16 protein-coding genes are annotated in these 18,331 nt (G+C 53.7%); 12 read left to right on the plus strand and 4 right to left on the minus strand.

Features of this window, described 5'->3' with window-relative positions; translation table 11 throughout:
- The first annotated feature begins 24 nt into the window (after positions 1 to 24).
- The 5 genes from ABIE48_RS09860 to ABIE48_RS09880 all read left to right on the plus strand — a co-directional run bounded on the left by ABIE48_RS09860 (position 25) and on the right by ABIE48_RS09880 (position 7,130).
- Positions 25 to 2,802: a CHASE3 domain-containing protein gene (locus tag ABIE48_RS09860; protein ID WP_192714673.1), complete on the plus strand. Its 2,778-nt coding sequence runs from the start codon at positions 25 to 27 to the stop codon at positions 2,800 to 2,802.
- Positions 2,803 to 2,935: 133 nt separating this feature from the next.
- Entirely contained in the window at positions 2,936 to 4,006 is a 1,071-nt protein-coding gene (locus ABIE48_RS09865) for a LacI family DNA-binding transcriptional regulator (protein WP_192715328.1), read from the plus strand.
- A 49-nt stretch (positions 4,007 to 4,055) separates the two neighbouring features.
- Positions 4,056 to 5,219, plus strand: coding sequence for a Gfo/Idh/MocA family protein (locus ABIE48_RS09870; RefSeq protein WP_076169501.1), 1,164 nt, complete (start codon positions 4,056 to 4,058; stop codon positions 5,217 to 5,219).
- Positions 5,220 to 5,286: 67 nt separating this feature from the next.
- Complete coding sequence (locus ABIE48_RS09875; RefSeq protein ID WP_192714672.1) at positions 5,287 to 6,009, plus strand: ThuA domain-containing protein; 723 nt, start codon at positions 5,287 to 5,289, stop codon at positions 6,007 to 6,009.
- 14 nt (positions 6,010 to 6,023) lie between these two features.
- The gene (locus ABIE48_RS09880) at positions 6,024 to 7,130 is read left to right on the plus strand and encodes a Gfo/Idh/MocA family protein (protein ID WP_192714671.1); all 1,107 of its coding nucleotides are present in this window, start codon (positions 6,024 to 6,026) and stop codon (positions 7,128 to 7,130) included.
- 76 nt (positions 7,131 to 7,206) lie between these two features.
- On the opposite strand, the gene ABIE48_RS09885 is transcribed toward ABIE48_RS09880, so the two are convergent.
- The 3 genes from ABIE48_RS09885 to ABIE48_RS09895 form a co-directional block, all read right to left on the minus strand.
- Positions 7,207 to 9,360 carry a YhgE/Pip domain-containing protein gene (locus tag ABIE48_RS09885; RefSeq protein WP_145021605.1) on the minus strand — a complete coding sequence of 718 codons (2,154 nt, stop codon included), beginning with the start codon at positions 9,358 to 9,360 and terminating at the stop codon, positions 7,207 to 7,209.
- An 82-nt stretch (positions 9,361 to 9,442) separates the two neighbouring features.
- Positions 9,443 to 9,970 (minus strand): YfiT family bacillithiol transferase, encoded by a 528-nt coding sequence (locus ABIE48_RS09890; protein ID WP_145021603.1) that lies wholly within the window; start codon positions 9,968 to 9,970, stop codon positions 9,443 to 9,445.
- Between the two features lie 122 nt (positions 9,971 to 10,092).
- A complete protein-coding gene (locus ABIE48_RS09895; protein WP_186325893.1) occupies positions 10,093 to 10,353 on the minus strand; it encodes a YolD-like family protein in 261 nt (86 codons plus the stop codon).
- Positions 10,354 to 10,460: 107 nt separating this feature from the next.
- Between ABIE48_RS09895 and ABIE48_RS09900 the strand changes: the two genes are divergently transcribed.
- Positions 10,461 to 11,129 carry an HD domain-containing protein gene (locus tag ABIE48_RS09900; protein ID WP_145021599.1) on the plus strand — a complete coding sequence of 223 codons (669 nt, stop codon included), beginning with the start codon at positions 10,461 to 10,463 and terminating at the stop codon, positions 11,127 to 11,129.
- 7 nt (positions 11,130 to 11,136) lie between these two features.
- On the opposite strand, the gene ABIE48_RS09905 is transcribed toward ABIE48_RS09900, so the two are convergent.
- On the minus strand, positions 11,137 to 11,874 hold the full coding sequence (locus tag ABIE48_RS09905) for a polysaccharide deacetylase family protein (RefSeq protein ID WP_089546638.1): 738 nt from the start codon (positions 11,872 to 11,874) through the stop codon (positions 11,137 to 11,139).
- Between the two features lie 172 nt (positions 11,875 to 12,046).
- On the opposite strand from ABIE48_RS09905, the gene ABIE48_RS09910 reads away from it, so the two are divergent.
- From ABIE48_RS09910 to ABIE48_RS09935, 6 genes are all read left to right on the plus strand, one after another.
- Positions 12,047 to 12,883, plus strand: a complete 837-nt coding sequence (locus ABIE48_RS09910; protein ID WP_076169499.1) for a sensor histidine kinase — start codon at positions 12,047 to 12,049, stop codon at positions 12,881 to 12,883.
- Complete coding sequence (locus tag ABIE48_RS09915; RefSeq protein WP_116231118.1) at positions 12,880 to 13,557, plus strand: response regulator; 678 nt, start codon at positions 12,880 to 12,882, stop codon at positions 13,555 to 13,557. Before ABIE48_RS09910 ends, ABIE48_RS09915 begins: the two co-directional genes overlap by 4 nt.
- A gap of 127 nt (positions 13,558 to 13,684) precedes the next feature.
- Positions 13,685 to 15,469 carry a spore germination protein gene (locus ABIE48_RS09920; protein ID WP_354518776.1) on the plus strand — a complete coding sequence of 595 codons (1,785 nt, stop codon included), beginning with the start codon at positions 13,685 to 13,687 and terminating at the stop codon, positions 15,467 to 15,469.
- A 66-nt stretch (positions 15,470 to 15,535) separates the two neighbouring features.
- Positions 15,536 to 16,753 (plus strand): Ger(x)C family spore germination protein, encoded by a 1,218-nt coding sequence (locus ABIE48_RS09925; RefSeq protein ID WP_192714670.1) that lies wholly within the window; start codon positions 15,536 to 15,538, stop codon positions 16,751 to 16,753.
- 10 nt (positions 16,754 to 16,763) lie between these two features.
- Entirely contained in the window at positions 16,764 to 17,018 is a 255-nt protein-coding gene (locus ABIE48_RS09930; protein ID WP_145021590.1) for a hypothetical protein, read from the plus strand.
- Complete coding sequence (locus ABIE48_RS09935) at positions 17,011 to 18,180, plus strand: GerAB/ArcD/ProY family transporter (protein WP_192714669.1); 1,170 nt, start codon at positions 17,011 to 17,013, stop codon at positions 18,178 to 18,180. Before ABIE48_RS09930 ends, ABIE48_RS09935 begins: the two co-directional genes overlap by 8 nt.
- Positions 18,181 to 18,331: the final 151 nt, after the last annotated feature.

Raw genomic sequence — 18,331 nt, forward strand, 5'->3', positions numbered from 1 at the left:
ACCCGTTGGATGGAGGTTTCGATTTTGTTAGGAAAGATGAGGCTCAGCATTCGGTCCAAGATTATTCTTGGATATATTTTTGTGCTCGTGTGCGTTGTGGTGTTCCTGGGAGTGATTTCGAGCCGGGTTGCTTCGCTGCAGCGGGAAACCGATTTTATCAGCCAGCATGACATCGAGGTCCATGACCTAGCCCACAGCATTGAAAAGTCCTTGCTGGACATGGAGACAGGCCAGCGCGGATATATGATCACGGGAGACTCGAGCTATCTGGAGCCGTACACTGCGGCCAGCTCGAAATGGGAGAGCGAGTACAACCAGCTGTATCGTTTGCTGGCGGACAACCCTGAGCAGCAGAAAAATCTGGAGGACATCAAGGCCAATATCGACCGATGGATTGAGATCGCAGGCAAGCCGTCCATTGAGATGAAGCGCAGCGGTCAGGATGCTGAAGTTCGGACATTTTTCCAACGTGACCCGGGCAAGCCGGAAATGGACGCCATGCGGGAAAAATTAACGGCGTTTTTGGACACGGAGAAAGGGCTGACGAGCGAGCGGGTGCAGACGCTTGAGGACAATAACCGCAGACTGATCACGATCATCTATCTTCTTTGGGTTGTGCTCGCGGCCGTATCCATCTCAGCAGCCGTGCTGATCTCCAGAAATATCGTTACGACAATCAAGGAAGTTACGGGCACAATTCGTGACATCGCCTCAGGCGGCAATTTGAACAAGCGCATCCATACCCGAACCCGCGATGAAATCGCGGAACTCGGCAGTGCAACGAACGACCTGCTTCGGGAAGTTCAGCAGCAAAATGAAATGAAGGAACAGATTGCCGCCACCGCTACACTGCTTCAGAACGAAGCGGGCCTGGCCAGTCTAAGCCGCGTGTTTGTCAATCGGCTCGCTTCCATTTTCCAGGTGCCTTATATCGTATTGTACGAAGCCAAGGAGGAGGAGGAGCTGGTGCGGCTCGCTTCCTATGCAGGAGAACACGAGGGTGAGGCAGGCAAATCGGTCATCGCCTGGGGTCAGGGACTTGTCGGCCAGTGTGCCGCCGATCAGAGCATGATCACGCTGGACCGGGTACCGAACAACTACATACACATATCCTCGGGATTGGGGAGCGCCGTTCCGACCTATATTGCTGTTGCTCCGATCGTGTTCGAGGGCAGGACGCTGGCTGTGATCGAAATTGCCGCGCTGGTGACGTTCAGCAAGCACCAATTGGACATGCTGCGGCAGCTCTTGGATACGGTTGGCGTCACGATGCACAGCGTGATCAACCGAGCGCAAATCCAGCGCTTGTATATGGAAGCCCAGACGATGAATGAAGAGCTTCAGGCCCAGTCTGAGGAACTGCAGGTGCAGACGGAAGAACTGCAGGTTCAGTCCGAAGAGCTGCAGATGCAAACCGACGAGCTCCAAAGCTTGAATGACAAACTTGAATATCAGAAGGCTCAGGCGGAGGAAGCGGCGGCCGAGATGGAAAAATACGCGGAACAGGCGAAGCTCAGTTCCAATTATAAATCCGAGTTTTTGGCTAATATGTCGCACGAGTTACGCACTCCACTGAACAGCATGCTTATTCTGTCCCAAATTTTGTCGGAGAACAAGAACGGAACGCTGCAGGAGGAAGAGGTTAATTACGCCAACGTCATCCATTCCTCCGGTACGGACCTATTGCGGCTGATCAATGATATTTTGGATTTATCCAAGGTGGAATCGGGACAGATCCAGCTGGATATCAGCTCGATCAACGCGAGTGAGCTGCCGGAGATCATGTACCGCTACTTTGCCAAAACGGCCGAGGCCAAGTCGCTGGACTTCAAAGTGGAAATCGCGCCGAACGTAGGCGACGTCTTTTTCAGCGACGAGTTAAGACTCCATCAAATATTGCGGAACCTGTTGTCCAATGCGTTCAAGTTTACCGAACGCGGGGAAGTGTCTTTAAGCATATACAAGCTTGACTCGGTTTCGACCCCGCAGTTTTCCATGCCTTATGAGACATTGGCCTTCGCTGTTCGCGATACCGGAATCGGAATTACCGAGGAGCAGCAGCAGGTGATCTTCGAGGCCTTTAAACAGGCGGATGGAGCAACGGCGCGGAAATATGGCGGCACAGGACTCGGACTGTCCATCTCGCTTCAATTCGCCAAACTGCTGGGAGGAGAGCTGGTCGTGGAGAGCGAACCCGGCAAAGGAAGCACGTTCACCCTTTACCTCCCTTACCAGACCGAGTATGTCGATGAGTCACCGATGCTTGTGATGCAAGCCGAGGCAGCGGCAGCCATCTCCGGTCCGTTAAGTACGGCTTCGGCGCAGGCTGAGCGTCCTTTGGGGATTCGGATTCATGCGGAGGAGCCTGCCGCCGATCCGCCGGCCGCAGAGGATATGTTCCTGAAAGACTCGGCCTTGTTCGATGGGAAGAAAATCCTCGTTGTTGACGACGACATTCGAAACGTATATGCGCTGGCCAATGCTTTGGAGAGATATAATATGCAGGTGCTCACCGCACAGAACGGATACGAGTGCCTGGATTTGCTTCAGGCCGAACCGGATATCGATATGATTCTTATGGACATTATGATGCCGGAAATGGACGGTTACCAGACGATGCGGAATATCCGCCAGACGCTGGAGATGACCGATCTGCCGATTGTTGCGTTGACCGCCAAGGCGATGAAAGAGGATCGGGATAAGTGCTTGGCGGCCGGCGCGTCCGACTATTTGAGCAAACCGCTGAACATCAATGAAGTGATTGCCAGAATTAAAATTTGGCTGACGAGATCGGAAATATGATATAGAAATCGATTAAATAAAATGCGACCCATCGGGAAGTATCCGGTTCGGTCGCTTTTTATTTGGTTGAACCGTCGACATCGGAGCGTTTTTTGAAAAACTTGCCTTGACAATAGGATGGTTAGGTGAGAAAATGTACGCGCGTACATCATTCGGAAAAGGGGGAGTTGCCATCGCATCCCGCAAAGAGGTGGCCGAACTAGCCGGGGTATCGGAAGCGACGGTGTCGCGGGTGCTCAACGGAGTCGGCCCCATGAAAGAAGAAACGAGACAACGCGTCATGGAAGCTGCCAAGAAGCTGAATTACGTGCCCAGTGCACTGGCCCGTAATTTTGCAACCAGCCGCAGCGGCAACATTGGTGTCGTTCTTCCATATGTGCCGAAGGTGCATATGTTTTCGAGCTTTTTCTTCTCGGAAATTTTAAGCGGAATCGGCAGCAAAGCCCGAGAGCTGGGTCATGATATCCTGCTGCTGTTTCAGACGCCCGGCGAGTCCATGGATTATGTCCGCTGGTTTCATGCGCATAAAATCGATACATGCATCATCCTGGGGGCGAAGGATGATCCGGAAGAACTGCTGGCCCTTCGCCGTCTCGCAGAGGAAGGACTGCCTTTCTGCCTGATCAATCAGCACTTTGAAGGCGAGCCCTTCAGTGAGGTCGATGCGGACCATGTACAGGGCAGCTATATGGCGGTCCGCCATCTGATCGAACAGGGATATCGCCGGATCGCGTTCATGAACGGGCCGCTGACCTACTCCAACAGCCGGGATCGCGTTCAAGGCTGCGAGAAAGCGCTGGCCGAGGCGGGTTTGGTGCTGGAGGAGGAACTGATCTTCCGCGGAAACTTCAGCCGCAGCAGCGGCATCACCGCTGCTTCCGAATTAATGAAGGTCATCGATCAGGTGGATGCCGTCTTTGCCGCAAACGACCGGATGGCCATCGGCTTGATGCAGGGTCTCCGGGATCTTGGGCTGTCTGAAGAGCGTTTTCCGGCCATGTTCGGCTACGATAATTCGGATGCTTCACAGGTAACGACCCCTGAGCTGAGCAGCGTAAAGGTTCCTTTTTACGAAATGGGGGAAATTGCGGTCGCTGAAGTGCTGAAGCGGCTGGAGGGAGCATCGGCTCCTGGTCAACCCTTTCGGATCATGCTTCCGACGGAGCTGGTCATCCGGGCATCGTCCCAGAATCTGCGGCTCTGATGAGCCTGAAAGTCCAATATACCAAAGAGATGGAGGAATTCGGATGGAAATGAAAGCGCTGCGAATTGGCATGGTAGGCTACAAATTTATGGGGAAGGCCCACAGCAATGCGTACCGGGCGCTGCCCATGTTTTTCCCGGAGGCGCCGATTCAGCCGCAGATGGCGGCGATTTGCGGCCGTGATGCCGATGCGGTTCAGCAGGCGGCCGGGCAGTACGGCTGGGCCGAAACGGAGACGGATTGGCGAAACCTGGTGGCGCGGGATGACATCGACCTGATCGACATCAACGCGCCGAGTGATGCGCATAAGGACATCGCGCTGGCTGCGGCCAAGGCAGGGAAGCATATTTTCTGCGAGAAGCCGCTGGCCCTGACGCTTGCTGACTCGCGTGAAATGCTGAAGGCTGCAGAGGAGGCGGGAGTGAAGCACATGGTCGGCTTTAACTACCGGTTCTCGCCTGCGGTCCGGCTGGCCAAAAATCTGATCGAGAGCGGCCGGCTGGGACAGATCTATCATTTCCGCGCCTGGTTTCTACAAGACTGGATTCTGGACCCTGCCTTCCCGTTAGTATGGCGGCTGCAGAAAGATATCGCGGGTTCGGGTTCTCACGGCGATCTTGGGGCCCATCTGATCGACTTGGCCCACTACCTCGTCGGCGATATCCAGGAAGTCATCGGCATGAGCGAAACGTTTATCAAGGAGAGACCGCTCGCAGAAAATATGACCGGACTTAGCGCCAAAGGCAGTCTGGGCGGACCGATGGGCAAAGTGACCGTCGATGATGCAACCCTGTTTATGGCCCGGTTCACAGGAGGCGCGCTCGGTAGCTTTGAGGCGACCCGGTTTGCGGCGGGACACCGCAGCACGAACTCGTTCGAGATCAACGGCAGCAAAGGCAGTGTCAAGTTTGATTTTGAGCGGATGAACGAGCTGGAAGTGTACTTTACCGACGACCAGGAGGATGTGCAGGGCTTCCGCCGGGTGCTTGCGACCGACGCCGCTCATGCGTATTCGCATGCCTGGTGGCCGGCTGGTCACACCATCGGCTTCGAACACACGTTTACTCATGAAATGCTGGAGCTGATGGAAGCGATTCACGAGGACAGACAGCCTTCCCCGAACTTCCACGACGGTGTGAAATGCCAAGCTGTGCTTGAGGCGGTGGAGCGTTCCGTCGAGGAGCGGCGCTGGGTGGAAATTTCGGAAATGTAGGCCAATCAGGCGAAGGTATTGAGTAACGAGTAGCGAGCATATCAAGCATAGACAAGGAGCGTGCCGCATGAAAAAAGCACTGATCGTATGGGGCGGATGGGATGGCCATGAGCCCAAGCAGGTGGCAGAGATTTTCAAAAACGTGCTGGAAGCCGAGCAGTTTGAAGTAGAAGTATCGGATACGCTGGAAGCGTTTGCCGACAAGGAGAAGCTCCTCGGTCTTGATCTGATCGTCCCTTGCTGGACGATGGGAGAAATCCGGAATGAGCTGGTGAGCAACGTGTCGGAGGCCGTGCAGAGCGGCGTGGGCCTTGCCGGCTGCCACGGCGGCATGTGCGACTCCTTCCGGACGCAGGTCGATTGGCAGTTCATGACTGGCGGACAGTGGGTCGCCCACCCGGGGAATGACGGGGTTCGATACATGGTTAACGTGATAGACGAAGAGGAAGGCTCTCTGCTGCAGGGGATCGCGGACTTCGAGGTCGCGAGCGAGCAGTATTACCTGCATGTGGATCCAGCGGTGGAGGTTCACGCCACGACCCGCTTCCCGGTCGTTCATGGCCCGCATTCGGCCAACAAACCGGTTGACATGCCGGTAGTCTGGACGAAGTACTGGGGCGGCGGACGCGTCTTCTACAATTCGCTCGGGCACCATGCGGATATCGTCGACATGCCACAGGTGAAGGAAATGATGAGACGCGGCTTCGTATGGGCCGCCGAAGGCAAAGAAGCCGGCTCCGACTGGAAGCCGGAGACAGCATATAACGGCATGGCAGACAGCCAATATTAAGGGGAGGGTTATTCTTGGAGCAGATCAAAGTAGGCATTATCGGCTGCGGGAAAATCAGCAGCATTTATATGGAAAACTGCAAAAAATTCGATGTGCTGGATTTGGTAGCTTGCGCAGACATCGATAAGGAGCGTGCCGCAGAAAAAGCAGCCGAATTCGGCATACCCAGAGTGTATTCCCCTGAAGAACTGCTCGCGGATCCCGAAATTCAAATCGTGATCAACCTGACGATCCCGGCTGCGCACGCGTCGGTCTGCCTGCAGGCTCTAGAGGCCGGCAAGCATGTATACGTTGAAAAGCCGCTGGCCGTCACCCGTGAAGATGGGCAGAAGGTACTCCAGCTCGCCAAGGAAAAAGGCCTGCGCGTGGGCTGTGCGCCCGAAACGTTCTACGGTGCCGGAATTCAGACCTGCCTCAAAGTGATCCAGGATGGGCTGATCGGCCGACCAGTCGCTGCGACGGCATTCATGCTCGGCGGCGGACACGAGACCTGGCATCCGGATCCCGAATTTTATTATCAGGCCGGTGGCGGACCGATGTTCGACATGGGGCCGTACTACCTAACCGCACTCGTGCAGCTGCTCGGTCCGATCAAGACCATCACGGGTATGACCGGCAAGGCGCTGGAAGAAAGAACGATCACCAGTTCCAAAAAATACGGCCAAAAGATCCCGGTGGAAATCCCTACCCACGTCGCCGGGCTGATCCAGTTCGCCGAAGGCGCGATTGGAACGATCATCACCAGCTTTGACGTATTCGGCGGCAGCAATCTGCCGAACATCGAAATTTACGGCACGAAAGGAACGCTGCGCGTACCCGATCCGAACAACTTTGGCGGCAAGGTGCAGTACCGGCTTGCCGGCGAAGCCGAGTGGAAGGAACAGCCGCTGCTGTTCGGCTACGCGGAGAACACACGCGGCATCGCCGCAGCTGACATGGCTTACGCGCTGCAGAGCGGTCGTCCTCACCGGGCTTCCGGTGAGCTGGCGTACCATGTGCTGGAAGCGATGTGGGCGTTCCATGATGCTTCGGATGAGAAAAAGCATTACGAGATGCAAAGCACCTGCACGCCTCCTGCACCGATGCCTACCGGCCTTGCACCTTATACATTGGATCAATAATGAAATAGGCATGAATCATAAAGCCTCCCGTCAGCAGCCTGGACTGCTGGGGAGGCTTGTTTGGTTTATACCATGATCAATGGATAAGCTTGCTTTCCTTAGCCTTCTTAACGAGGCCAGCGGCAAGCTGGTTGATGATCCCTTTCAGCGCAAGACCGATCACGAGCGTGATCACGACATACACGCACATGATGAGCAGATCGCTGCGGACGACGCTCCAGATCATGCCTCCCACCGCTTCGCGCATCATGCTGATGCCGTAGGTGAACGGAAGGAACGGATGGATCGCCCGGAAGAAAGGCGGGGTCGTCTGGATCGGAAAGGTTCCGCCCGATCCGGCCAGCTGCAGCACCAGCAGAACGATGGCAAGCGCCTTGCCGACATTGCCGAACACGGAAACGAGCGTGTAGACGATCAGCATAAAGACAGCGCTGTTGACCAATCCGAATAGGATGAACCAGCCTTTGTCCACCACATAGGTTCCCAATAGGAAGATATCACCAGCTGTGACGAGGACCGATTGCAGCAGCGCCAGCGTCAGGAAGGTCAGGAACCGGCCGAAATAAATCTGGACGCTGTTATAATCCGTTCCAGCTGCAGGCGAATGCACTTCCGTCGTCACCAGGGATACGAGCAGCGTCGCTCCGACCCAGAGGGCCAGCGTTGAGAAGAAGGGGGACATGGCGGATCCGTAATTCGGTATCGGAAACAGCTGATTCTCCTTCAGCACGACAGGCTCGGCGAAAAACTGGCCTTCCTGCTGGAAGTTGTTTTTCAGCAGGTCGATGACTTCCTGCAGGTTGCCCTCCGATTCGAATTTGCGCATCCGGTCCGCCAGCTCCTTGACTTTGGCTTCCACGCCCGGAAGCTCCTTCTGGATGACGGAAATGCCCTGCGTGCCGATCGCCAATCCCTTGGAAGCGTCGGACAGCACCTTCTTGACGTCCGGCAGGCTCTGAACCGCAGAATCCATCACCTTCTTCGCTTCGGCGGCGGACTTGACCGCCTTCTGCAGGCCGCTTGCGATCGCCGGCTGAATTTCGCTGTCATACCGTCCGAGGATGTCCCCTAATAGATCGGATACGTCGCTGGAGATTGTGTTCAGCTTATTCACCAGATCCATGGCCGGTTTCTCGCCTTTCTTTACCCCGCTGCGGATTTGATTGACAAGCGTCAGCTGAGACTGCATTTTGTCCCGGACCTGCTTCAGTTTGGAGCTGACGAAATCCAGTCGGCCGCCTGCGGTCTGGTTCAGCCGGTCGAACCAGCTGATCAGCGCTTCCTGCACTTCCAGGCCGGTAGTTAACCTGGAGGATATCCGGTCCAGCGCATCAAGCGCAGTCTTCGGATCGACGTCGGGATCCTTCAGCAGCGCGGTCAGCTGCTCCGTAGCCATGGAAGTCTGCTGCAGAAGCAGCAGATCCTGCTTTACGTTCGGCGCGATATCCTTGGCAGCCGTGGAAGCCTTGCCCATAAAATCGTCCAGACCAGCCGCCAACTGCTGCCCGTTCTTGGCCAGGTCGGTCACTATGGGCAGCGCCCCTTGAGCTTTGGATACCAGCTCGTTGGTCGTATGGATGTCCTGCGCCGCCGTGTTTACGGCTTGGTTGATTTCCGGGAAATTTTTCTCCAGCTCAAACACCAGCGAGCGGACCTTCTCAATGGTCGGCAGCTGATTTTGCAGCTCGATACCAAGCTCGTTGAAAATTTTAAAAATCGTACCGTTGGCGGTTTTGACGAAATTTTTGCTGACTTCCTGGATGATGCCGCTGGCTCCGGAAGACGTAATCTTCGGGGATACCGCATTGATCTTTTCGTTCACATAATACAAAATTTCGGCGTGGGTCGGGTTGTCCGACAGCACCGTGGCAATCGAGGCCGAAAAATTGTCCGGGATGATGATGCTCGCATAGTAATCCCCGTGCCGGACGCCTCTCATGGCGTCCGCCTCGGAGACGAACCTCCAGCCCAGCTTATGATTGTCCTTCAGCGAGGCGACGACCTCCTTGCCGAGATTCAGCGACTGTCCCTTCATCGTCGTCCCTTTGTCGTTGTTCGCGACGGCAATCGCAATATCACCGGTATTTCCGTAGGGATCCCAGGATGCCTTGATGTTGAACCAGGCGTACAGGGAAGGAAGCATAACAAGACCGGCGATGATGACGAGCGCGGCCCAGTTCGTGACAATGTTTTTCACATCTCTGCCGTAGATGGACAAGATTTTACTCATGAGAACACCTGCCTCAATCATACCATTTTGGTTAGTATTTCATTTGAGGAAGGGCGTCATACCGAAGAACCTGAATCCCGCCTTACCAGCCCATTCGTTCTTTGAGGGTCGTGATGTGCGCAAGATGGTGGTTGCCATGCCAAGCATAAGTGCATAGATGCTCGTTCAAATTGGTTTCTCCGTTCGCCGGATGGATGTATGTTCTGAGCCACTGGTCGCTGTTCAAGCTTTCCAGAACAAGCACAAACCGTACATGCAGCGCCTCCAGCAGGTCCAGGGAAAGCTCCGGAACAGGCAGCGTGGAATCCGCAAGTTCAGCCCATAATTGCTCCTCATAAGGTTTTATCACCGGATTATCCTCGGTTAAAGCAAGTTTAAGCCGAATCAGGCTGTTCATGTGGCTGTCTCCGACATGGTGCACGACTTGGCGGACGGTCCAGCCGCCCGGCCGATAAGGCGTGTCCAGCTGCTCTTTGGACAATCCGCTGACGGCTTGCCGCAGCTTCGAAGGCAGGCTGCGGATTTCGCCGATCAATGCTGTCCGCTCATCTCCGCTCAGTTCTTTTTTCGTTACGCAAAGTCCGATAGGATATTTCAAATCATCGGTCATAGCTAACTCCTCCGTTTGCTCAGTAATATGTGTACGGGAAACCGTTGCATTCCAATATGATATAAGCCGGTTTCCCTTGTAACATTTTCGTTAAGGGTTCCTTGTCTTCCTCCAAGCCGGCTTTATGTATGCGCGGAAATGATCTCGCTGAATTTGATCCACAGCCATTCGTCTTCAGCTCTAAACTTGATCTCTTCCAGATAGGTGTTAATCACGGTGACGAAGCCCCGGATTTCTTGTTCAGGTCCGGCACCGGCAAGGTGCAGGGTTACTTTCAGGTGACGGCGGAGGGATTCCTCCAGCAAGTGGCTGGTCTGTGTCCAAGCAGCCTCTTTCATGGTAGAATTGAAACTCGCCGACGGTTCACAGGTTCGGTTGATCATCATTTCACCTCATTTATTAAAAGAGCTATGCATTGTATTATAGGCGAATATATGTTCGGATTCAACCGCGATTGTTCAGAAAAATAAAGCTGTTTGGAGGAAAGCATATGGAGACCGACCGAATGATTATGGAAGCAAGGGAATACGTGAAGGATCGTTTAAAGTCTGAGCCGTCCGGCCACGACTGGTGGCATATTTACCGGGTGGCGGAGTGGGCGAAGAGGCTGGCGGAGCAGGAAGGGGCCGACCCGGTCGTCTGCGAGCTGGCTGCCCTTTTTCATGACCTGGCCGACGAGAAAATCGTAGCTTCGAAAGAGGAGGGCATGGCAGCTATTTCCTATTGGCTCACGGAACATGGGACGGATGCTGCGCTCGTGGATCATGTGCTGGAGATCATCGGGACAATGTCTTATGGCGGCGGAGGCGGCAGGCCCATGACGACTTTGGAGGGGCGGGTCGTGCAGGACGCAGACCGTCTGGACGCCATCGGAGCGATCGGTATTGCCCGCACGTTTGCCTTTGGCGGGTCACGGGGAAGACTCATGTATGACCCCGCCGAGCCGCCGCGGAACAATATGACCCAGGAGGAGTACCGCAGCCGGCAGGGGACGACGGTGAACCATTTTTACGAGAAGCTGCTGAAACTGAAAGATCTGATGAATACGCCGGCGGCCCAGCGGGAGGCTGCTGCCCGACACGCATTTATGGAGCAGTTTCTTGCGCAATTCCAACGTGAATGGCACGGGGAGGAAGCGCCAAAAAAGGGGCGCGATTAAACGCCCCTCAAGGAATGTTGTACTCTACCAGCTCCGATACGGTAACGAAGCGATATCCGCGCTTCTGCAGTTCAGGCAGGATTTGTTTTAACGCGTCGACCGTTTGGGACTTGCCCTCCACGTGGTCGTGCATCAAGACGATGTCGCCGTTGCGCGCGTTGTTCAGCACCTTGTTCACGATCTTGGCGACGCCCGGCCGGTTCCAGTCCCAGGTGTCCTGATGCCAGGACCACATGACGACGAGATAACCCTCCTTCTTGCAAATTTGGATCATACGGTCGTTATAATATCCTCCGGGTGGGCGAAACAGGTAGGTTTTTTTACCGGTAACCTGGTATATGGCTTCCTGGGTTTCCCGCAGCTCCCGCACGATGACCTCCGGTGAGCTCCGGCGGTTAAAATACATATGGTCGAAGGTGTGGTTGGCAAGCTCATGGCCTTCGGCCACCTGCCGCTTGGCCAGCTCCGGGTGCTCCTGAACCTGTTTGCCGACGACAAAAAACGTTGCCTTTGCGTGATACTGCTTCAGCAGGTCGAGAATCTGCGGCGTATCCTCAGGATCCGGCCCGTCATCAAAGGTCAGTGCTATAATCTTTTCCCGGTTCGGAATCTCCCAGATGACGTCTCCCCTTTGTTCATAGTACTCTCTGCCTTGGTTTACGGGAGAAGCCCCCGCCGCCGGAGCAGCCGTCACCGAAATCGTCAAAAGCAGCATGGATAGCGTTGCATAAAGCCTTGTGCGCATAAGGTCCTCCCGGTTGTTCGTTGTCGATGCTTCCATCCAAACGTCCAAACAAAGACAAGTTCGCTTCGTAGTATGTGACACGAACCGTTCTAACATACGCCGGGCGGGCCGTGATACAATAGAGACAAGTCTGAATATGCCGGGAGTGCCCGGGGAAGGTGCGGATCAAGGCATGTCCTATAAACAAATCAAATGGATGATATTGATTATTCCTACACTGGCCGTAGGGATATGGGAATATGCGAGGCATGCGTTTCTGATGCCTTATATATCGATGAAGGTGGGTAATTTTCTTACGCCGGTGTTTCTGTTCTTTATCAGCATGACCCTGCTCAGCATGCTGTTCCGGAGGCTGGAACAGGTGCAGGAGGAGCTGAACCGGGAGCGGGCGGAAAAAGCAGCCCTGGAAGAACGGGATCTGCTTGCCAGGGAACTGCACGACGGCATCGCGCAGTCCCTGTTTCTGCTGTCGGTCAAGATGGACCGGGCGGAGTCGCGCGGCCGGGGAGCCCGGGAATCGGCGGACTTCCAGGAGCTGCGCAAATCGGTTCATGAGGTGAACCGGTACGTGCGGCAGGCGATCGCCAATCTTCGCTATCCGGAATCGCCGGAGGAGCGGGAATATCAGGCTTCGATGCGTTCAAGGATCGAACATACAGCCAAGGAAACGCTGATCCAGCCCTGGATCGAATGGTCCATTCCGGATGCGGCCTTGAGCGCCAAGGAAAAAGTGGAGCTTCTGGCCTGCATCCGGGAAGCGCTGCTGAACATTCACAAGCATGCCCATGCCACCAAGGTGACGATCAAAGGCACGCTGGACGGCCGGGGCTGGACGGTTTTCGTCGATGACAACGGGCGGGGGATTCATACGGATCCATTTCATTTGAAGGACCGGTACGGCCTTCGGATCATGAAGGAGCGCGCCGAGGAGCTTGGCTGGAAAATGCTGATTCTGCCGATGCAGCGGGGCAGCCGGGTGGAGATCAGAAAGGAGGCCCATAACCATTGAATACGTTCAGAGTGCTGGTTGCCGATGACTCCGCTCATGCGCGCGAAGCGGTGACCGAAATCCTGTCAGCTGACCCGGCGTTTGAAGTGGTCGGCATGGCCCACAGCGGCGAGGAAGCCGTAAGTATGACCGAGTTATTGATGCCCGACCTGATCCTGATGGACATCCAAATGCAGGGCATTGGCGGGTTGGAGGCTACAAGGCAGATCAAGCTGCAGTATCCTTACGTCAAAATCGTTATGATCACGGTGTCGGACGATGTGACGCATTTGTTCGAGGCGTTAAAGCAGGGAGCGCAGGGCTATCTGCTCAAAAATTTATCCCCGTCGACATGGCTTGAGTATTTACGGGGCATCATGAGCGACGAAGCGCCGCTCAGCCGGGAACTTGCCACGCAAATTTTAAGGGAATTTCCGCTTGCCCCCAAGAGTCCGGAACATCATGAGACGTTGACCGCGCGGGAGCGCGAAATTTTAAATTGGGTGGCTTCGGGGCTTACCAATAAGGAAATTGCCGCCGAGCTCAAGATTTCTGACCAGACGGTTAAAAACCACCTGAAAAACATATTGCAGAAGCTTCATTTGGAGAACCGGGTCCAGCTGACGCGTTATGCCTTGGAGAAAGGCTTAGTAAGCCGGCGGCAGGGTTTGTTCCAGAAATTGAAAAAAGAGTAGTTACCGTTTTTAAGCAGCGCAGGGTGTAAACCCTGCGTTTTTTTGTGCTTGCATGGAGACCGACTTGGATGAAATTACCCTGACTTGGAAAGTATAAGCATCATAAATAGACAAGGTGGAGACCCGGATGGTTGGCAAAAAGAAATCCCGCAATGCTTCAACACAACAGCAGCCTTCAAACCGGGCTGGGAAGAACGGCTCACCGTATCAGGAATCCGTGGGGACAGATCCGGCAGAGCTGCACCCGGACAGGCTGTACCGCGATTTGAAAAGTAATCTGGACCGGCTAAACAAGGACATGGGCGGCAGCAGCGACCTGGTCATCCGCGAAATTGTTGCCCGGAATTTAGGCCGGAAAGTCGCCTTTGTTTATATCGGCGGACTCGTAGACACGACATCGGTCTCGGAGTTTGCGATCCAATCCGTCTTAAATGAGATCAAGCAGTTCGCTTCGGAAGCGGAGCTTGAAGAGTCGATGGAACGGGAACAGAATGCCGGGGAAGGAATAGAAGGCGAAGACCCGGAAAAGGGCAGGTTCAGAGAAGATATCAATGAGGATGAGCCGGGTGCAGCGCCGGAAGAGGACGAGAGATTTTTGCGTCTGTTCAAGGAAAAGGCGCTAGCCATCGGCGAAATCTACGAAATCTCCGAGTGGAGTAAGCTGTATATTCATCTGATGTCCGGGGATACGATTCTTTTTATTGACCGGATTGGCATTGCGGTTATCGCCAGCACCAAAGGGGGAGAACGGCGGAGCGTCAGCGAGCCGGAGTCCCAGACGGTCATCCGCGGCCCGCGGGAAGGCTTTACGGAATCGATTCGCACCAACACGGCGCTGCTCAGAAGGAAGATCAAAAGTCCGAATCTGTGGCTGGAAGAAATGCAGCTGGGAAGAGTCACGCAGACCGACGTAGGCATCATGTATATTCACGGCATCGTTGACGAAAAAAATGTGGATGAGGTCCGGAAGCGTCTCTCGGTCATTGATATCGACGGTGTCCTGGAGTCAGGGTATATTGAGGAGCTCATCGAAAATACGAACAAGACGATTTTTCCTACCATCTATCACAGTGAACGTCCTGATGTGATCGCCGCCAGCCTTCTGGAAGGCCGCATTGCTATCTTGGTGGATGGAACCCCATTTGTGCTGATCCTTCCGACCACCTTCAACATGTTTTTCCAGGCCTCGGAGGATTACTACAACCGGTTTGATGTCGGCAGTTTGATCCGGGTCCTGCGCTTCTCCTCGTTCCTTATTGGCCTGCTGCTTCCTTCTTTTTATGTGGCGATCATCGGATTTCACCAGGAAATGATTCCGACCTCTTGGCTGCTGAAGCTGGCGGTACAGCGGGAGGGAGTTCCTTTTCCCGCCTTTGTCGAGGCCTTTATTATGGAAACGGTATTTGAAGTTTTGCGGGAAGCCGGCGTGCGGATGCCCCGGTCGGTCGGGAACACCATTTCGATCGTCGGTGGTCTGGTTCTGGGGCAGGCTGCGGTCGAAGCGGGGATCGTATCCCCTGTCGTCGTCATCGTCGTGTCGCTGACGGCCATTGCGAGTTTCGTGTCCCCGGCTTATAACATCGGAATTGCCGCACGGATTCTCCGTTTTATTATGCTGATCGCGGCATCGCTATTCGGCATTTACGGGATTGCCTGTACGCTGCTTATGATGGTACTGCATTTGTGCAGCCTAAAGTCCCTAAACGTGCCTTATATGACGCCCTATTCGCCGATTATTCTTTCTGAGCTGAAGGATTCAATGATCCGGGCGCCTCTGGATCATATGAAGAAACGGCCAAAGCTGATCAGCAGAAATGATCCGGTCCGGTTCCGGGAAGGCACAATGGGCAATCAACAGGCGGACAGGGACGAGAATGAGCCGCATCAAACGCAGGATCCGAACGAAGTATAACCGGATGTCATGTGAGATTCAAAAAACTGTATTCGAGATTCAGTCATGAAGGGAGAGAGCGATGATATGTTTCAACGAATCTGTCATATCACTTTATGTCTGATGCTCTTGCTGCCCCTGTCAGGCTGCTGGGATATCAAGTTTTTGGACCAGCTCTCCATCGTTTTGGGCATGGGGCTGGACGTAGATCCGGACAATCCGGATAACATTCTCGTGTCTCTGCAGGTTGTGGTGCCAAGCCAGGCTTCGGAGAGCAGTCCGGGAGGCGGAGGGGGCACCAGCGGAATTCCGGTGACGAAATATATCGGAAGGGGCAAGACTATACTGGACGCATTGCAGAATATGGACAATGTCGCGCCGCGCCGCTTTTACTTCGCCCACAACCAAATGATGATTATTGGTGAGGATTTGGCGAAGAAAGGGGTTGATGGCTTATTCGATTTAATTGACCGGGACCCGGAGATCCGGATCGATTTTTCTTTGCTTGTCGCGAAACACGGAACAGCGGCCCAAGTATTGGAAACCTTGACCAATATGGAAAAATTACCGGTCAAACAGATGTACAAAACGCTAGAAAGCTACAACAAGCGGGCGAGCGCAGCCTATCCCGTTAGTATGAAGGATTTTATTCTTAAATTGAATGACCCCGGGGAAATGGCCGTTACCGGGAGCGTTGAATTCATCGGTGATTCGGAAAAGGCGGGAACTAAGGAAAATGTCGAGAAGATTTCGCCTGACGGCTATTTGCGAATCGGAAATATGGCCGTGTTCAAAAATGGGAAGCTAACGGGTTATTTAAACCAATTCGATTCCAAGGGGCTTGCCATCATCAAAAATAAAGTGCAGCGGCTTGTCGTGCCGATTCCCGTTGAGAAAGGAGAGGTACATATCGCGGTCCTGCACAGTAAGGCTTCGGTGAAAGCCCGGTTCAGCCATGGAAAGCCGGAAGTCGTTGTTCGGATCAAACAAAGGGCGAACGTGTTTGACGTGGACAGCCGCAAAATCAGGGTAGACAAAAAGGAAACGATCAGCTGGCTGGAAAAAGAAGCCGAGCAGCAGGTCATCAAGATGGTGAACGGCACCATTTCGACCCTTCAGCATGAACTGGACAGCGATGCGCTGGGTTACGGGAACCTGGTATATAAGGCCAGTCCTTCATACTGGAAGGCTCATAAGAAAGAATGGGAAACGCTATTCCCTGAAATCCGAACGGTCGTAAGTAGCGACGTGGAGATCTATTCGACGGGAGTACGCAATCAATCCTATCTGCAAAATATGAAGTGAGGTGTTTTTCGTGGGTCCCGATTATATCATTACTGCAGCAATCTTTGTGGCTGTGATCCTGAATTTTATTGCGCTCCGCCGGCAGGCGTCCAAAAAGGATCTATGGAGTTCGACGACAATCTTGCTGTTCGGAGGGTTTCTGTATATGTTGCTGGTCACAGACATCCCCCTGCCGTCTTTCGTGATCGTGATGAGCCATGTTTTCGGGCCTCTCGCCAAGCCAGTCATGAATTGGGTGACGGAGGGCAGGGTGATCCATGGATAAGGGTAAAATTTCGGCTCAACAGTTTGCTTTGATGATGTATTTGTATATTATCGGCACGGCCGCGCTCGTTCAGCCGCATACGCTTGTGTCCATTGCTGGACAAGACGCCTGGTTCAGCGTCATTATCGTCGGAATCATTCAGCTTGGTCTCATCACGCTCTATATGAAACTTGGCTTTCGGTATCCGCAGCAGACGATTATCCAGTACGGCCGCTTACTGACGGGAAAGTGGTTCGGATCAGCTATAGCCGTTGTATACATGTTCTATTTTTTGATTTTGACTGCATATGTGATACGGAACATCGGTAATTTTATCGGCTCTGTTGTGCTCCCCCAAACGCCATTGATTGTTAATATGGTAGTGATCTTGATCCCCGCGATTTACGGCTGCTTTTTAGGGATTGAAGTTATTGGAAGAACAGGGGAAATTTTGTTTCCGTGGGCGATGTCTGTTTTTATTATTACAGCGCTGCTCTTGATTCCTAAAATGCATCCTGGAGAGTTGTTTCCGATGTTTCCTGAAGGGATAATGCCGTCGATTAAGGCAGGTTACCCACTGCTGGGGTTTCCCTCGCTAGAAATCGTTATCTGTCTCATGCTGATCCCGTTTGTACAAAACCAGCAAAAAATAAAAAAATATTTTTATATCACCAGCGTGGGTACCCTGGTTTCAGGTACACTGCTCAGCTTGATCACGATCATGGTGCTTGGCGTGGACATGACGGCCCGATCCCCTTATGCTGTCTATGACGTGGCACGTGAGATCCGGGTTGAGCGGGTGCTTGAACGTGCAGAGGTCATTGTGGGTATTATTTGGCTGATTACATCGTTCATGAAGCTTCTGATCTGCTTCTACGGTACCGTGATTGCAACCGTGCAGTGCTTTGATGTGATTAGCTACAAGAACTTGGTGATTCCCTTTTCCTTTTTGCTGCTGCCATTGTCCCTTTGGGTTCTTCGCAACACGGCGGAGCTGGAATGGTCCGGAATCGTCTACCCGATGATGGCGGTGTTCCCGGGGTTCGTTATACCGGCAGTGCTGCTGATCGTAGGGAATTTTCGCAGCCGTAATAAGCAAGCTTCGGAGACGCAGCCACAGCCACAGCCGCCTTCGCAGCCGCAGTCACAGCCGCATTTACAACCACAATCACAGCCTGAGTAACATTCCAGAGTAAGAGCTTATCGACCAGGATACAAAATTGAATAGATTGGCTATTGACGTATCGCTGTATCTTATTTTAATATAGGCACATAAGTGAATACTTGAAATTGGCGTGTTACCTTAACATTGGGCATGAGCCAAGAATCGATTC

The sequence above is a fragment of the Paenibacillus sp. OAE614 genome (assembly GCF_040546645.1).
Classification (GTDB): Bacteria; Bacillota; Bacilli; order Paenibacillales; family Paenibacillaceae; genus Paenibacillus_AQ; species Paenibacillus_AQ favisporus.